Genomic DNA, 13,574 nt, shown 5'->3' with positions numbered 1-13,574 from the left:
CATATGCCCGAGGTGATGTGTTCGGCAGAGGAAAGCAGAACTGTTCAAGGAGATAGTGACGGCATCCACACAGCCAGAAGGTAATCTCGAGACTCAACTCGAACAGTACCGACAACAATTTACTGACACGAATCGCTAGCAGTTACAGTACTAGATATCGATGGACGAAATATTGAGATTTGCGATAATCGCGGCTGTAGGGCTTCTCATCTCCTTTTTAGTGGGGATTCCGCTTCTGACATCTGGTCCTCTGCGGCTCGAAATGTATTATCAGTCAGACGTGATTATCCCGTTGCTTTTAGCATGGATATTTCTAATCGCTGTATATCCGAACGACGTTAACGACAAATAAGTCGTGATGGGGCCGTAGATATTCGCGAAAACGTCGGAAGACGCGGCGACGAGTCGCGCGACGAGAGTCAGTACGTGATGCTGAACCACCTCGTATCGCTCGCGGTGCCGTCGTGTTGGTAGGTGAAGTAGTACTCGATGGTGTCGCCCGAGGAGAAGTCGCCGACGACGTAGTCCGGACTCGTTTCGAGCGTGTGGGTATCGCCGCTCGGGTTGTTCATCCGGTAGTTGTACTGGGTACCGCCGTTGACGGTGTAATGGACGTCCACCCAGTCCGAACCGACGTTCGAGACGAACTCGAACGACAGTTCGTCGGTGGCGGTGTCGCCGTCGAACCCGTCGATTCGGGTGACGCGCTGGCTGAAGTCGCCGCCGCCCGACGCGTCTGTGGTGACGCTGACCGCGTTCGACGCGCTCGATTCGTTGCCCGCGCCGTCCACGGCCGTCGCGGAGAACTCGTAGGTCGTCCCGCTGGCGAGACCCGAGACGGTGGTCGAGGTGGTGCCCGCCGGAACCTGTTGGCTCCGCGTCCCGTCCACGTACACGGCGTAGTGGTCTAAGCCCGACCCGCCGCTGTCGCTCGCGGCGTCCCACGCGAGGTCCACCGACGAGTCGGTGTGTCCCGGCGACCGCAGGTTCGACGGACAGTCGGCGGCGTCGTGTCGGGCGAACCGCCACCGTCGCCGCCCGTACTCGACTTCATCGAGTCGGCCGGGACGCTGAGTGCGGTTCCGTCGGAGAAGGTCACCGTAATCGAGGAGTTCTCGCCGTTGTAGGCGACGTAGGTCGTTTCCGACCCGTCGTCGAAAGTGTAGGCCAGCGGGTAGTCCGCGGTCACCGAGGGGTCGGGGTTCCCCATCGCGTCGATGTTGTGTATCCAGTGGTAGGTATGGGCCTTCGTCTCACCGGCTTCCGGGGTGTAACTGCCCTTCGCGGACTGGAACATGCTCTTGGCGTCGCTCACGTCCGAGAACGCCCGGTAGTTCCACATGACGTCCTGCCAGTAGTCCCAGTCGCCGCCGTTGTCGTCGTTGGTCACCGCTTCGCTGTAGTTGCGTTCGGCCAGTTGGGAGTCCCAGCCGAGGTACAGCGAGTGCCCGCCGAAGGGCAGGTAGTTGATGCCGTGAATCGCCTCGGCGTCCGCCGAGAACCACGTCGAGTACGAGTACTTGATGCCCCACACGATACCCGCGGTGTCGTGGCTCCACTCGTCGGGGTGGTTCTGGTCGTCCACGTCGAACCAGTACTCCATGGCCGAGCAGACCTCGTGGGTGTAGAGGTACGCCGCCCAGTTCAGCATCTCGTCGTTGCCCGTGAAGACCGCCCACTGCAGCATCGCCGCGTAGGCGTGGATGGCCTCCGAGGATGACTCCTGATTGTTCCCGCCCGCGAACTCCGCGGTCCCGGCGGCCCACGAGTGACCGGTGTACGGACTGAAGTTCCGCAGGAAGGGGAACGAGTCGGCGGGGTTGTCGGCGGGTTCCTGCGCGTTGGCCCTGTTGGGTCGCTCCCAGTTCGCGTAGTCGCGGACGAGCAGGTCCACCATCCCGCCCCAGTTGCCGTCGTCGCCCCACGACTCGTCGGTGCGCGCGAGTTCGGCGGCGGCCCGGACGAAGTAGCCGTAGTGGAAGTGGTGGTCGTTGAGGTCGCCCGCCGCGCCGTACGAGTCGGGGTAGCCGATGAGCGTCCCCCACTGGTCGTTGTAGTAGAAGAGGTTCTGGCTCTCGCCGCCGTCGGCGGTCAGCCAGTTCTCCAACTCCGACCGGATGGCGTCGTGCAGGGCGTCGCGCTTCCCGGCGTTTCCGACTTGGTCGGCGATGGGTGCCGCCTCCGACATCCGGCCGAAGTCCTTGCCGGTCCAGTAGGTGCCGCTTCCTTGTCCGTTGTCGTAGCCCGCCGACACGCCGCCGACGTAACTCGCCAGTTCCGACCGGTCGTAGCTCCCTCGGTCGGGCAGGAACGGAAGCACGCCGCGGAAGGGATGGGTCGTCGTGAACGACGACCCGCTCACCGTCTTCATCGTCCCCCGCGGACATTCGTACGTGTAACCGAGCAGGGACGTGTCGGTGTACTTGTGCTGATGGGGGTACAACCCCGTAATCGTCGCGTCGCCGCCGACCTGACTCTCCGGTTTGTTGGTCGTGTTGAACGAGTAGGTGGTTCGAACCTCGCCGGCGCCCCGGTCGTAGGTCGGACTGACTCGGGTCGCGTCGCCCGCGCCGGTGTCGGTGATGAAGTTGTACGCGTACTTCTCGAACGTGTCGAGCGTGGACGACGTGTCGTCTGGGAGGACTGCAATCGTCAGGTATCCGCCGGAGAGACCGTTGGTCAGCGTGGCCGACCCGAGGCCCGACCAGTCCTCGCCCGACGGGGCGAACAGTCCGTAGTGGTTGCCCTCGTGGGTCAGTCCGAGGGCGTTCCCGCGGTCCGCCCAGACCGTCGGTACCGTCTGGAAGTCGAGTTCTGCACCGCCGCCCTCGAACTCGCAGAAGACGTACGGCGACCCTTTCGTGAGCGACGCGGTGAGGGTCGTCGCCGTTCCGGCACCCCACTTCAGCGTGACGGACCAGTCGCTGTGCCCGTCTACTCGCGTGTCCGCGAACGTGGTCTCGGTGTGGCCAAGCGTGAAGTCGCGCTGGACGTTCATCTTCGCGTCCTCGTTGGGGTAGTTCCACGTCGTCAGGTGGCCGACTTTGAGACCGGTGTCGTTGGCCAGCGCGAACCCGGGGTGGAAGAAGAGGTTCTCCGAGTACTGGGTCGCGAGCGCCGACGACCACCAATCGTTGGACGGGAGCGGCGCGCCGACGTTCCCGGTCGTGTATCGAGTCGCTGGCGGTTCGCCCTCGCCCGAGGGCTTCTCGTGAGTGTAACTGCCGTTGCCGACGCTGTGGATTCCGCTCGCCGCCGCGGCCGGTGTTGGAACCGACGCGAGACTCCCCAGTCCGGCGACTCCGAGCGTCTCGAAGTACGTGCGCCGTGACAGCGACAGCGTATCGTTCGATTCGTCCGATTCGTCTGGTTCGCGCGTTCGACTCCGTTGGTCGCTATCGGCTTCGTCCGGGTTTTCGTCCATGGTTACGAGCCCCGAAAATAATACTGAACGCAGCCTCATAAATTTATTCTATAATTAGTGAATTTTTATCGACTCCGTGTGAGTCGCGCTGTTCGCCGTGACGGACACGGAACGTCGTGGCGCCAGATTCCCGGTTCGAGGACCCAACCTGCCGTCCGGGAAAATACTCTCAGCGCGGTACGGGTGTCGAGGTCGGACCGCTACACCCAGTCGTAGACGCGGACGTAATCGACCTCCATGCGCTGAGGGAACTGCGTGGTGGCGTCGGGGGCACCGGGGAGGTTCCCGCCGACCGCGACGTTGAGGAGGAAGAAGAACGGCCCGTCGTCGAAGACCCACTCGTTCCCGGCGTCCTCCACACCGTAGAGCGTGACGGTGAAGTAGTGGTTCCCGTCCACGAAGAACTTGATAGCGTCGGGGTACCACGTGAGTTGGAACGTGTGGTAGGCGTCGGCGAACGACCCGTTGTTGTAAGTGCCACCGATGCTGTTTCCGCCGGAGTAACCGGGTCCGTGGACGGTGCCGTGGACGGTGTCGGTGTCGTCTCCGGTGAGTTCCATGATGTCTATCTCGCCGCAGTCGGGCCACCCGGCCGAGTCGATGTCCGAACCGAGCGCCCATATCGCGGGCCAGAGTCCCTGACCCTCGGGCAGGCGAGCGCGCACGTCGACGCGGCCGTACTGCTTGTTGTACCCGCCTTGAGTCTTCATCCGGGCCGAGGTGTAGTCGTAGGACCCGTACTGGTCGGACACCTGCTCCTCGCGGGCCTCGATGACGAGGTGGTCGTTCTCGACCCACGCGTTCTCTCGCTGGTAGTACTGGAGTTCGTTGTTGCCCCATCCGGGGATGCCTTGGGCGTGACCGTTGCCGGTCTCGAAACTCCAGACGGACTCGTCGACGTACCCCTGATTGAACTCGTCGCTCCAACTCAGCGACCACTGGTTGCCGTCGAACGCCGCCGTGGGAACGCCACCGAGGTCCGACCGCCCGCCGCTTTCGGACGCGGCGCTCGGCGTCGAGGCGGCGAACGTCCCGCCGAGCGTCGCCGCCGCGGTACTCAGAAAGCCTCGACGGCGGAGTCGTTTGCTGGCCGATTCGCCTTCAGTCGGTTTGAGCGAACTGTCGTCGGTCATGGATTTCACACTGCATCGGCCGCCACCGGCGTCCGTCCGCGACGGCGAGGAACGCCGACTTAGGCGCCGATGCAAATAATAATTTAACCACGACGACTTAGTTTTAATTCTAGACAGAGTTATTATTTATCTCGAAGTGTTACGGTTGGCAGTAGCCGCGACGTCTTCGTTCACTGGCACCGACATTGGTGGATTTCGAGCAGATATCCGGACGAATATATCCGAATCAAACTGTCAAAGTACGCCAGCTATCCGGTTAATGGCTAATTCTTCAATAACCTCGATACGAAGCAGAAGACAACCGAGAGTACGGCCCCTTCGACCGCCAGCGCTGCCCTTGTTGTACCACTCGCCGAGACAAAACCGATGATATCGAATCGTAGTGTCAGTGATAAATAAATGAGTATACTGACGACCCTACGACGTTACTTACGACACACTTCCGTCACCACCGTCGCTTCCGTAGTTCGTATACACTCGCGCTGGCGTACAAATCTACCAGAATTCCCACTAACTGGAAGAAGTGTGCGGCGAGGGAGACGACAATTTGCCCATCGCCGAAGGCATCGATGGCAAGCGCCGACCTGAGCAGGAAGACCCGGAGCCGCCAACAATAAAGTAGCATAAACATTAATAGGAGGACATTAAGATGAGGTATTTACAACGGACCGACCGACGGAAACAGGTCGAAGCCGTATTACGGGCGCTCTATATCGGCACTATCGGATTTCTCTTCACGGCCGCCGGGGCGTCCGCGCTCCAACAGATTTTCCTTTTGGCGTTCGGTCCAAGCGTCTTCCCCCCGAGCGCGATACTATCGGTGCTGTTCGGCGTACTGCTCGTCGTGTACTCTCTGCTGATTCTGCGAAGTGGGTTCGTCGCAGTCAACCGGCCTACAGTCCGAACTCCCAGTCGACGTGAGTTAGCCATCCTCGGACTGGCAACCGGTGGACTCCTCGTCGTGTCGTTTCTCGTTGCGGAGTTCACCAGCTACGTCGGTATCCCTACGTCGCCGAGTTCCATCGAACAGATTGCACGAACGGGCAATCCGTCGTTTCTGCTTGCGTTCGTCCCCATCTCAGTACTGTTCATCGGGCCGGGCGAGGAACTGCTCTATAGAAACGTAATTCAGGAACACCTGTCGGCGACGTTCTCCGATTGGTCTGCAGTGTTACTCGCCAGCGGTATTTTCACCGCCCACCACCTCCTCCAGTATCAGAGCGCTACGAACGCTCAGACCGCCATGTCGCTTCTAAGCGTCTTTCTCCTCTCGTTGATACTCGGATACGCATACGTAAAGACGAACAACATCCTCGTCCCAGCTCTCGCTCACGGGCTATTCGACGCTATCGTGTTCTTTCATATGTGGCTCGAATACAGCTAAGTCTGGGTCCGAACGGGAACGAATCTGAAGTCGAAGGACTCGCAGTCGATACTGCTTCGTGGTCCGTCTGGAGAAGTACGGATAAACGCAGTACTCGAAGAACACGTACCAGAAGACCTCTGATAAAAATCCCAATAGGTATACTAAATACCATCCTGGGGGTTAATAAAACGTAATTATCTCTCTGTATGCCGAACACGTGGTGCCCTTTCTAACGGGCGACCCTAACCCGAGAACAAGTTGATAACTAACAGGCATTCTATTTCTCTGCAAGCAGAGATGAGCCAGTACGCCGAGTTTGACACGAATCGACGGTCCCCCGTAGTCAGGTCTGCCGCGTCACCCGTTCGACCGTCGCGGCCTCGTCGTTCCGGAGGTCTGCGAGGAACGCGAACAACTCGTCGAAGTCGTCGACGCCCTCACGCTCCAGATACTGGACGTACCGGTGCTTGCGCTGGAACTCGGTCTCGACCTCCTCGACGGTCCGGTCTGTCCACTCGGCGAGGCGGTCGAAGAACCGAAGCCGACGCTCTCGCTCCCCGTCGCCCGACTCGGGATGGTCGTACGCTAGATGGAACTCGCCGTCGGTGTCGCGCCACGCGACCGTGTTCCAGTAGACTGTCGTGCCGTCCTTCTCTATCGCGCCACAGCGCGCTCGCTCGGCGCCGAGGTCCGCGAACTCCAACTCGGTGAGGAGTTCCACGACCTCGCCGACGTAGCGCTGGCCGTCCACGCGCCGCGGGAACACGACGAGGTCCAACTCCCGGAGCAGGTACGGGGGTAGCCCCTGTTCGACGACCCGGTTCACCAGTTTCTCCACGTCCTCGGCGTGAGTGGTCCCGATGATGCCGTGGCCCGTGTTCAGACTCTCGGCGAAGGTTCGGAAACTGGCGGGCGTGTTGATTTCGGCGATGACCTCCACGTCCGGGTTGAGGTAGTTGCACTCGGTCATCAGGTCGGCCATCGTCACGCGCTTGTAGTCGCTCTCGTGGTCGCGCGTCGTCAGCGACACGCCAGTCTCGTGGGGGAGTCGGACCTCCCGCGAGCCTTCGTCGATGGAGATGGGTCGGTCGCGGTAGGGAATGAACGGCATGTGGGAGTTCATCAGCGTCGTCTTGCCCGTGCCGGTCGGTCCCGAGAAGAGGACGACGCCGTGGTGTTCGTAGACCTGCCAGAGTAACGTCACAATCTCCGTCGAGAGGCTTCCCGACTCCAGCAGGTCCACCGGCGTCATCGCCTCGGGTGCCTGCTTCCGGATGGAGATGTGCGGACCGTCCTCGCTGATGACGCCGAGCGCGACCGCCGCCCGGATGGTCACCTCCTCGGGTACGCCTTCGGGTTGGAGGTTTACCTTCGCGCTCGGGTTCGAGGCGTTGAGTTCCGTGCCGTCGCTGGCTGCCATCTGGGTCACGACGTTGGCGAACTCGGTCTCGTCCTCGAAGACGAGGTTGGTCGGCGCGCGCTCGCCGTGGCCGATTTCTCGGCCCCGCGGGACGACTTTGATGCGCTCGCCGACCCGGTTGGCCTCGATGTCCTCCAGTAGGTCGTCCCGGATGGGAACCGTGAGTTTCCCGTGGCCCACGAAGTCCCGCATCACGTAGTAGACTAAGTCCGAGAGTCTGTCGGTCGAGAATCGGTGATTCACGGGCGGACCGCGAGGTCGTACTCCGCGAGCGCGGTCCGGACCCGGTAGGCGGCGGCGTCGAGCCACGCCCGGGTGTTTCGCGCGGTGAGTCGCCGCGAGAGGAACGTCTGAGCGCGCTCGCGGACGAACCCGGCCCGGTCCTCGACCACGCCGTCCACGTTGGTCTCCCAGATTCTGTCCTTACACTCCTGAATCAACTCCTCGTCGCCGGGCAGCAGGTCGGGTTCCAGCACCGCGTACTTGGTGGTGAACGAGTCGTTGGCCAGCAGGTGTTCGCGGTAGACGACCACCGGCACCTGAAACTCCCGGAAATCCACGGTGTGGGTCTCGACGCGTTCGCTGGCGAACCGCTCCAGAAAGTCGGCGTCGGCCGGGAGGTCGGTGTCGGCGGGCGCATAGTCGTCGGTGTGGACGACCAGTCGCTCGCCCGCGGTGTCGGCCACCTCGATGCCGTCGTCGAGCGCGAGCGGCGTCAGTTGGCCGAGACACCGCAGGTCCCGGAGCGCGTAGTACTCCACGCCACGTCTGGTCTCGGGCGGCAGGTCGGTCAGGCGGTCTACGATGCGACGGTACTTCGGGTCGAACCCGGCGGCCGCGCGCTCGCTCGCACCCTCGCGGGTGAGCGGCCGGGCGAGGTTCGCGTCGGCGAAGTGGTCCTCGACCGTCGCGAGGGCGTCTTCGGCCCCGGGCGAGAGGGCCGGTTCCCGAATCCGGTAGTCGAACCCGTCGTCGGTCTCCGTGATGGTGGCGACGACGTCGGGGTGGAGTTCGTACTGTGCCCGCACGTCCGACGCGTACCACGCCTCGGGGTCGTCGGGGGGTTTCGGTGGCGGGACCTCCGGTGGGGTTTCGCTCGCCCCGCCGTCTCCCCGGCCGCCGCTCGCCCGCAACGTATCGGTCATGCGTAAATTTCGCACTGTATCGGTATTTAAAGTTTGAGATAGTGTCCGAAAATACACCGCTTCCATCTCGAACCGTCCTCACCGGTTCCGGTTCACGGTCCCCGCTCGCCTCAGTCCATCGTCACCCACGCCAGAAAGCCGATGGCCAGCGTCTCCAACACGTGGAACGACAACATCGCTTGCCACGCGGGGTCGGGGACTTGCGTGCTGAACCACACCGACAGCAGGGGGTCAACCTGATAGAAGTAGAGCGCGAACCCGTTCTCGGCGAACAGGAGCGCGGCGAACACGAGCATCCCGAGCGTGTGCTTCGACCGAACCCGGCGGTAGTTGCGCGCCCAGACGCTGGCCAGCGCGGCGAGCAACAGCAGGTTGAGTCCCGTGGCGACCCGCGCGAGGTCAATCCAGATGCTCATCGGTTCGGCCTCCGCGTCGGTCGGTCGAGACGGTCGTGTTCGCTCGGGTGTCGGCTCATGGTCATTCGATTTGGGTGATGATTTCCTCGACGACGTCCCAGTGGTCGCGGGTGGCGTCGGAGGGGAGGTACACTGCGCCGTAGTCGTCACCGCTGGAAGTGACGACGTCGTTCTCGACGAGCACGTCGAGGTGGTGTCGAACTGTGTCGTAGTTGAGGTCGAGTTCCTCTGCGAGCTGGTTGGGGTTCCGGGGACGCTCGTCTATCTCCCGGAGGAGGCGCGCGCGGTTGATGCCCCCGCGCGTCCCCGCCAGCACGTACCAGAGGACCTTCTCCATCACCGCTCACAACTCAAACCCGGTACGTAAGGCCACCGAAGCAGAACCGAGGGAAACCTGATTCGACGGCTGGTTCACTCCGCCACGATGAACTGCCCCGCGATTTCTTTCACCTCGGACATCGTCTTCGGTTCGTCCACGGCCTTCGGGAACGGCGACGCGAGGTTCAGTTCGTTCAGGAAGCTGGCGTGACGGGCTTCGACGCTGTGAATCCCGATTGCGGCCGCGAACACGTCGTCGTTGGAGACGGTCGGCGCGGCACCCTTGTACGCCGCGACGCCGGTGTTCTCCAGCGCCTTGGCGACGCCGAGGAACTCCGAGGGCGTCTCGTAACCGAAGTCGTACTTCGCCTCCTCGACGGGCGTGCCGCCTAGCTTCTCGACGGTAGCCGAGAGGGCATCGACGTGGGCGGCCTCGTGGTCGCCGACCGTCTGCAGGTGGCCGGGCACGTCCATCCGAACCTTCTCGCCGAACGTCGAGAGCGCGTCGGCCTGCATCAACTCCTCGTCGCTGAACGTCTTCAGTCCCTCGCGGTAGAAGGCGTTTTCGAGGTGTTCGAGCGTCAACGCGTAGTTCAGGACGTTGACGTCGCTCTTGTCGTCGTCGGTCTTCCTGTCGGGCGTCGCCCGTTCCTCGGCCGGTTCGGTCTCGTAGACGCTCGGGTCGACCTCCGAGGTGACGAACTGCCCCGCGATTTCCAGCACCTCGTCCACCGACTTCGCCGAATCGACCGCGTTCGGGAACGGCGACTCGGAACTGACTAGATTCAGGAAACTGGCGTGGCGAGCCTCCACGCTGTGGATGCCCGCCGCCGCCGCCAGCACGTCGTTGCTGACGACCTTCGGGGCCGCGCCCGCGTAGGCGGCGACGCCGGTGTTCTCCAGCGCCTTGGCGACGCCGAGGAACTCCGAGGGCGTCTGGTAGCCGAAGTCGTACTCCCCTTCTTCGACTGGCGTACCGCCTAACTTCTCGACGGTGGCCGAGAGGGCATCGACGTGGGCGGCCTCGTGGCCGGCGACCGTCTGCAGGTGGCCGGGCACGTCCATCCGGACTTCTTCGCCGAATTTCGAGAGCGCGTCGGCCTGCATCAACTCGTCGTCGCCGAACTCCTTCAGGCCCTCGCGATAGAAGGCGTTTTCGAGGTGTTCGAGCGTCAGCGCGTAGTTGAGAATCGGGACGTCCGGATTGGTCGGGACCGCAGTGGTAGTCTCTTCAGCCGTCGTTTCCGTGGTCGTCATCGTCGCTTCTGTCATCGTCTCTTCGGTCGTCGTGGTCGTCTCACTTCCGCTCCCGCTACAGCCAGCGAGCGCGATTGCGCCCAGCGCGGAGGCGCTCCCGAGGAACGCACGGCGCGAGCGAGTCGAGTTCGGGTCGGACGAGGCGTCGGTTGGGGTCGAGTCGTTCCGGGTCATTGCTTCACTCGCACCGACTCCTCGGTCACCCATGAAGATTTTCGGAGGTTTGACACTATTTCCGCCGAGTTCCCGCGGAACTCTCCCCCAATTTCGTCCCGAGTTCCGGGTCGCGGGAGAGGTATTGAATTAACAACACTAATGCCGTCCGGGATTGACCGTACATTCATGCCAGCTATCCGAACCGACGGACTCACGAAGCGCTTCGGCGCGGGCGTCGTTGCGGTCGAGGACCTCGACCTCGTCGTCGAGGAGGGCGAGGTGTTCGGCTACCTCGGTCCGAACGGCGCGGGCAAGTCCACGACCATCAACGTGTTGCTCGACTACCTCCGGCCGACCGAGGGCACCGCGACGGTCCTCGGCTACGACGCACAGGACGAGACCCAAGAGATTCACGAGCGAATCGGTATCCTCCCCGAGGGCTTCGACCTCTACGACCGACTCACGGGTCGGAAGCATGTCGAGTTCGCGGTGGACTCGAAAGGGAGCGACGACGACCCCGACGAGATTCTTGACCGCGTGGGTCTCGGCCCGGAGGCGGCCGGACGGAAGGCCGGTGGTTACTCGACCGGCATGGGCCAGCGCCTCGCGCTCGGGATGGCGCTGGTGGGTGACCCCGACCTCCTGATTCTGGACGAACCGTCGTCGGGTCTCGACCCCAACGGCGCGCGCCAGATGCGCGAACTCGTCCGCGAAGAGGCGAGTCGCGGGACGACCGTCTTCTTCTCCAGTCACATCCTCGGGCAGGTCGAGGCGGTGTGCGACCGCGTCGGAATCATGAACGGCGGCCGACTCGTCGCCGAGGACACCATCGAGGGACTGCGCGAGTCGGTCGGCACCAGTTCGACCCTCGAACTCACGGTGGACCGCGTGCCCGACGACCTCAGTCTCGACGACATCGACGCGGTGACCGACCTGACCGCGGATGGGAACGTCCTCCGAATCGCCGTGAACGACTCGGGCGTCAAGTCCGAAGTGATAAACCGAGTCGAGGCGCAGGGCGCGACCGTCACCGACATATCCACCGAGCAGGCGTCGCTGGAGGACCTCTTCGCCGCCTACACCACCGAGGAGGTGACGGCATGAGTTGGCTGGTCGTCGCGCGCAAGGACTTCGAGGACGCGGTGCGCTCGCGGATGCTCTGGGTCATCACCGCGGTGTTCCTGCTGTTCTCCGTCGGCGCGGTCTACGTCCGGAAGGCGATTCTCGGCGACGCGCCGGGACTCCCGGACGCCACGCAGTTCCTGACCTCACCGGCGAGCCTCATCATCCCGCTCACGGCGCTGGTGGTGGCGTACCTCGCCATCGCGGGCGAGCGCGAGTCCGGAAGCATCAAGATTCTGCTCGGTCTCCCCCACACACGCGCCGACGTGGTGCTCGGCAAGTTGGTCGGCCGGACGCTGGTGGTCACTGTCGGCATCTTCGTGGCGTTCGCCGGTGCCGCCATCACGCTGCTCGCGCTGTTCGGCGAACTCGCGGTCGTGGACTTCCTGCTGTTGACGCTGCTTACCGTCCTCTTCGGACTCACGTACGTGGGCATCGCTATCGGCGCGTCGTCGTTCGCGGCGACTCGGTCGCGGGCCATGGCGCTGGCCGTCGGGGCGTTCTTCCTCTTCCAAGTGCTCTGGAACCTCGTCCCGTTGGGCGTCTACTACCTCGTCGAGGGCGGTCTGCCCACCGGAGCGAGTGCGACTCCGGCGTGGTACTATCTGCTTCAGGTACTCAACCCCAACAACGCCTACTCGCAGGCCGCCGACCTCGTCTTCTCGGGTGCCGGACCTATCGTCCCCGCGGAGGCGCTGGCCGGGTCGTCGGTGCCGTTCTACGTGCAGAACTGGTTCGGACTGGTCGTTCTGGTCGGCTGGCTGGTCGTCCCCGTACTGCTCGGCTACTGGCGGTTCGAGCGCGCGGACCTCGGATAGCGGACTCTTCTCTCGGACGTTCCGGACTTCCGCAAGCACCAACTATTACGTCCTGTAGCGACACCCAAACCGCACGAACCACCGTCACAGGGACGACGCCCGGATGAGGTTCGTACTGCGCCCGGACGTCCGGCGCGTACCACGCGTCGGGGTCGTCGGGCGGTTTCGGGGGCGGCACGAGTCCGGTCGAAGAGTCGCCGACGCCGCGCTCGGCCTCGGTCGAGGGTCGGTCCACGGCGCTCACCCCCATACTATGACACTTATCCCGGATGTAGTTATGGAAATATACATTACTTACATAGGTTTATTTCCGATTACGAACAAAAGCCGCCGTGAGACGTCGAACACTCCTCGCAGGTCTGCTAGCTAACGCCACTTTGGCGAGTGGCTGTCTCGGACGGGTCGCGGACCCCGGAACCACTCCACGAACGAGTTCTGAGGGCGACCGCACGACCCAAACACGAACCCCGTTCGAGACGCGCTCCGGTGATACGCGAGTTACGTTCCGGGTCCTCGATGGAGAGGTGCCAGCCCCGGACGAATCGGTCGATGGAGTCTTCGACTGTGAGAAATCGACCGTCGTCCTTACCGGGTGGTTTCGCCCCCCGAGCGGCTGTCACGACTCGTCTTCGAGTCTTTCGAGACTAACCCCGACACGAACGAGGCGACGATACGTCTCACGAGTCGATGGGCGTCCGAGCGGCCGCAGAGTGAAGTCAACTGTGGTGGCGTGACCTACAAGTATCAGACAGAGTTAGTATTTGACCGAACAGTCCCCGAGACGATGCGAGTCGAGTACGAGTCTCCCGACGGAAACGTCGTCAACTCCTTCGAGGTTCACGACGACTCCTGTTGACCGCCCGACGGGAGACGCACAGCGCGAACGGTCGTCCTCCCGAGCAGACTCGTAATCAACTCGTCTCTCGCTTCACCCGTTCGACGGTCAGTATTTCGTATTCTCTGCCTGTGGCACAGTACCACGTGGTGGCAGGCGAACGC

The 13,574-nt window shown here is 62.9% G+C and carries 9 protein-coding genes and 1 pseudogene; 3 read left to right on the top strand and 7 right to left on the bottom strand.

What is annotated here, in order from left to right; translation table 11 throughout:
- Positions 1–419: 419 nt before the first annotated feature.
- From FXF75_RS13585 to FXF75_RS13580, 3 genes are all read right to left on the bottom strand, one after another.
- Positions 420–956 carry a fibronectin type III domain-containing protein gene (locus FXF75_RS13585; RefSeq protein ID WP_309221817.1) on the bottom strand — a complete coding sequence of 179 codons (537 nt, stop codon included), beginning with the start codon at positions 954–956 and terminating at the stop codon, positions 420–422.
- Positions 908–3,424 (bottom strand): glycosyl hydrolase, encoded by a 2,517-nt coding sequence (locus FXF75_RS22700; RefSeq protein WP_240334647.1) that lies wholly within the window; start codon positions 3,422–3,424, stop codon positions 908–910. The genes FXF75_RS13585 and FXF75_RS22700 overlap by 49 nt, the downstream gene beginning before the upstream one ends.
- A gap of 200 nt (positions 3,425–3,624) precedes the next feature.
- Positions 3,625–4,557, bottom strand: a complete 933-nt coding sequence (locus FXF75_RS13580) for a family 16 glycosylhydrolase (RefSeq protein WP_163522404.1) — start codon at positions 4,555–4,557, stop codon at positions 3,625–3,627.
- 649 nt (positions 4,558–5,206) lie between these two features.
- Here FXF75_RS13580 and FXF75_RS13575 point away from each other — a divergent pair.
- A complete protein-coding gene (locus FXF75_RS13575) occupies positions 5,207–5,941 on the top strand; it encodes a CPBP family intramembrane glutamic endopeptidase (RefSeq protein WP_163522403.1) in 735 nt (244 codons plus the stop codon).
- A gap of 325 nt (positions 5,942–6,266) precedes the next feature.
- On the opposite strand, the pseudogene FXF75_RS13570 reads toward FXF75_RS13575, so the two are convergent.
- The 4 genes and pseudogenes from FXF75_RS13570 to FXF75_RS13555 all read right to left on the bottom strand — a co-directional run bounded on the left by FXF75_RS13570 (position 6,267) and on the right by FXF75_RS13555 (position 10,653).
- Positions 6,267–8,488, bottom strand: a pseudogene (locus tag FXF75_RS13570) (type II/IV secretion system ATPase subunit).
- Between the two features lie 110 nt (positions 8,489–8,598).
- Entirely contained in the window at positions 8,599–8,904 is a 306-nt protein-coding gene (locus tag FXF75_RS13565; RefSeq protein ID WP_163522402.1) for a hypothetical protein, read from the bottom strand.
- Positions 8,905–8,965: 61 nt separating this feature from the next.
- A complete protein-coding gene (locus FXF75_RS13560; protein ID WP_163522401.1) occupies positions 8,966–9,241 on the bottom strand; it encodes a winged helix-turn-helix domain-containing protein in 276 nt (91 codons plus the stop codon).
- A 74-nt stretch (positions 9,242–9,315) separates the two neighbouring features.
- Positions 9,316–10,653: a ferritin-like domain-containing protein gene (locus tag FXF75_RS13555; RefSeq protein WP_163522400.1), complete on the bottom strand. Its 1,338-nt coding sequence runs from the start codon at positions 10,651–10,653 to the stop codon at positions 9,316–9,318.
- Positions 10,654–10,821: 168 nt separating this feature from the next.
- Between FXF75_RS13555 and FXF75_RS13550 the strand changes: the two genes are divergently transcribed.
- Complete coding sequence (locus tag FXF75_RS13550; RefSeq protein ID WP_163522399.1) at positions 10,822–11,739, top strand: ABC transporter ATP-binding protein; 918 nt, start codon at positions 10,822–10,824, stop codon at positions 11,737–11,739.
- On the top strand, positions 11,736–12,575 hold the full coding sequence (locus FXF75_RS13545; RefSeq protein ID WP_163522398.1) for an ABC transporter permease subunit: 840 nt from the start codon (positions 11,736–11,738) through the stop codon (positions 12,573–12,575). The genes FXF75_RS13550 and FXF75_RS13545 overlap by 4 nt, the downstream gene beginning before the upstream one ends.
- The last annotated feature ends 999 nt before the right edge of the window (positions 12,576–13,574 follow it).

This window comes from Halorussus sp. MSC15.2, from assembly GCF_010747475.1.
Classification (GTDB): domain Archaea; phylum Halobacteriota; class Halobacteria; order Halobacteriales; family Haladaptataceae; genus Halorussus.
The sequence above is the reverse complement of the archived record's forward strand: the minus strand, read 5'-3'. Positions and strand labels throughout refer to the sequence as shown.

Coding starts and splice junctions, on each gene's coding strand:
- FXF75_RS22700 (WP_240334647.1), bottom strand. CDS start 3,424: ATGGACGAAAACCCGGACGAAGCCGATAGCGACCAACGGAGTCGAACG.
- FXF75_RS13580 (WP_163522404.1), bottom strand. CDS start 4,557: ATGACCGACGACAGTTCGCTCAAACCGACTGAAGGCGAATCGGCCAGC.
- FXF75_RS13575 (WP_163522403.1), top strand. CDS start 5,207: ATGAGGTATTTACAACGGACCGACCGACGGAAACAGGTCGAAGCCGTA.
- FXF75_RS13565 (WP_163522402.1), bottom strand. CDS start 8,904: ATGAGCATCTGGATTGACCTCGCGCGGGTCGCCACGGGACTCAACCTG.
- FXF75_RS13560 (WP_163522401.1), bottom strand. CDS start 9,241: ATGGAGAAGGTCCTCTGGTACGTGCTGGCGGGGACGCGCGGGGGCATC.
- FXF75_RS13555 (WP_163522400.1), bottom strand. CDS start 10,653: ATGACCCGGAACGACTCGACCCCAACCGACGCCTCGTCCGACCCGAAC.
- FXF75_RS13550 (WP_163522399.1), top strand. CDS start 10,822: ATGCCAGCTATCCGAACCGACGGACTCACGAAGCGCTTCGGCGCGGGC.
- FXF75_RS13545 (WP_163522398.1), top strand. CDS start 11,736: ATGAGTTGGCTGGTCGTCGCGCGCAAGGACTTCGAGGACGCGGTGCGC.